Source organism: Nocardia sp. NPDC004573 (genome assembly GCF_053602135.1).
Genome location: NZ_JBSGDA010000002.1, coordinates 368,175 through 370,208 on the forward strand (window position 1 = coordinate 368,175; position 2,034 = coordinate 370,208).

Here is a 2,034-nt window from a genome sequence, read left to right on the forward strand (position 1 = left end):
TCGGTCGCCGCCGGTATTAGAATTCGATTGCATGAGCGCGGCCTCCGAAAAAACTCTGGTAATGATTCCGACGTACAACGAGCGTCGCAACGTGGGCCCGTTGCTCGCTCAGATCCTGGAACAGGGCTCCGATTTCGACGTCCTGTTCGTCGACGACAATTCCCCGGACGGCACCGGGGATCTGCTCGATGAGCTGGCCCGACAGCACGCCCCCCGCATCCATGTGCTGCATCGGGCCGGTCGCAAGGGGGTGGGCTCCGCGCATCAGGCGGGTATCCGCTGGGCTTACGCGCAAGGATATGCGCACATCATCACGATGGATTCCGATTTCGCGCATCCGCCGTCGTATCTTCCGGCATTGCGCGCCGCCGCTGCCGGGTTCGATGTCGTGGTCGGATCGCGGTATCTGAAAGAGGACAGCCTGGCCGACTGGACTCCCTTCCGCAAGGTCCTCACCCGGGTCGGGCATTTTCTGACCGTGACACTGTTGCGGATGCCCTACGATGCCACCGGCGCGTTCCGATACTACCGGCTGAATGCCGTCCCGGTGGCGGTTTTCGATCGCGTCCGATCGACCGGATACTCCTTCTTCTTCGAAAGTCTCTACATTCTCGCCGCCAATGGCTTCCGGATCGAGCAGGTGCCGATCCACGTTCTCAATCGCACCGCGGGCGCGTCCAAGATGCGCACCCGTGACGTGGCGACCAGCGTGCGTTTCCTGCTCACGCTGTGCGCGGAGAAGTACTTGCGGCCCAGCAGGCATCGCGTCACCTCGCCTGGGCATCGCTGACCCTGCGCCCGGCCAGCCAATCGATCACCGCCGCCGCCTCCGGCCAGTCGGAGCCGGTGGCGGTGACCGGGAACTGGTCGTCGACATAGTCTTTGGCGAAGTGCGAGTGCGAGCCCACCGCGTCGCGCACCTCGGCCAGCGTCACGGTGGTGCGTGCGCCGACCTCGCGCAGTCCGGTGTCGTCGAGGTGGCCGGTGATCCACTCGGCACACCAGTCCACCGGGGCGAAGCTCTGCCGCGAGCGGCCACTGGCGAACACCGGACGATCGGCGGCCATGTCCGCCAGCACGCCCTTGCGGTAGTCCCCGCCGTACATCGGGCCCAGCCGCACGACGAGCGTGTCGGCGCCCGAACACAGCTGCTCGGCCTCCGCGCGATGGCGGCCGTAGACCGTGTCCAGCTGGGTGCGCGCGGAGATGCTGCTGATCTGCACGAAGCGATCCCAGCGCCACTGCTCGCGCAGCAGGCGCGTTTTGTCCACCGTCTCCCGGCGGTCTTCGCCCGGGTGCTGCTCGGCCCGGAACCGTTTCGACGGGCAGGCGGCATTGATCAGCACGTCGTAGCGACCTGCCGTGCGATGCCGTTCGTAGTCGGCGCGCAGCACCGGCACCACCTCCGCCCGGCCGCTCCGCTCCAGCGCTCCCACCAGCGCGGAGCCGACGTATCCGGCCGCGCCGGCCACGGCCACACGTAACCGGCTCACCTCGACTCCTTCCCAGGCGGCACGAGACTCCGCCGCCGCGCACGGGGGCCGGGCACACTCGGCCCGTACGCGAGCGCTGCTGCGTGGCTCGGCCGTCCGGTCGCGGCGTTCACGCGCCGTTGCCTTCCAACGTGTGCGGCAACGGCGCCACCTGCACGATCGGCGGATCGCACTCGTCCCACGGCTTGGTCAGCATGGCGACGAACGTCAGCGGGGTGATCGAGTACACGGTGTGCATCACCCCGATCGGCGTGCGGGTGCAGATGCCCTTGCCGACATGGATGAACTCCTCGGGGCAGTCCGGATCCTCGTGGTCGTCCTTGGTCACCAGCACGCCGTTGCCCTCGACGAACAGCAGGTACTCGACGAAATGCGGGTGGTAGTGCAGGCCGCGCACCTTGCCGGGGTGCATGTAGATCAGGTTGAACTCGAGCAGGGGCTCGGGCGGGACCCAGGTGAAAATGCCGCCGCGCCCGTCGCGGACGGTGTCGAGGTTGCACGACGGGGTGAGGACTTCGACCTTCATTACTGCATCCCTTCA

General features: G+C 67.1%; 3 protein-coding genes. 1 reads left to right on the top strand and 2 read right to left on the bottom strand.

Annotated elements, in window-relative coordinates; translation table 11 throughout:
* The first annotated feature begins 31 nt into the window (after window positions 1–31).
* Window positions 32–790: a polyprenol monophosphomannose synthase gene (locus tag ACWEKR_RS05050; RefSeq protein WP_452353372.1), complete on the top strand. Its 759-nt coding sequence runs from the start codon at window positions 32–34 to the stop codon at window positions 788–790.
* Here the strand turns inward: ACWEKR_RS05050 and ACWEKR_RS05055 are convergent.
* Window positions 768–1,493 carry a hypothetical protein gene (locus ACWEKR_RS05055; protein ID WP_452353373.1) on the bottom strand — a complete coding sequence of 242 codons (726 nt, stop codon included), beginning with the start codon at window positions 1,491–1,493 and terminating at the stop codon, window positions 768–770. The two genes, ACWEKR_RS05050 and ACWEKR_RS05055, sit on opposite strands and share 23 nt — an antisense overlap.
* Window positions 1,494–1,602: 109 nt before the next feature.
* Entirely contained in the window at window positions 1,603–2,019 is a 417-nt protein-coding gene (locus tag ACWEKR_RS05060) for a cupin domain-containing protein (protein ID WP_039798180.1), read from the bottom strand.
* Window positions 2,020–2,034 lie beyond the last annotated feature (15 nt).

What these genes read in the sequence shown, in the direction of transcription:
- ACWEKR_RS05060 (WP_039798180.1), bottom strand. Translation starts at nt 2,019, where the DNA reads ATGAAGGTCGAAGTCCTCACCCCGTCGTGCAACCTCGACACCGTCCGC.
- ACWEKR_RS05050 (WP_452353372.1), top strand. Translation starts at nt 32, where the DNA reads ATGAGCGCGGCCTCCGAAAAAACTCTGGTAATGATTCCGACGTACAAC.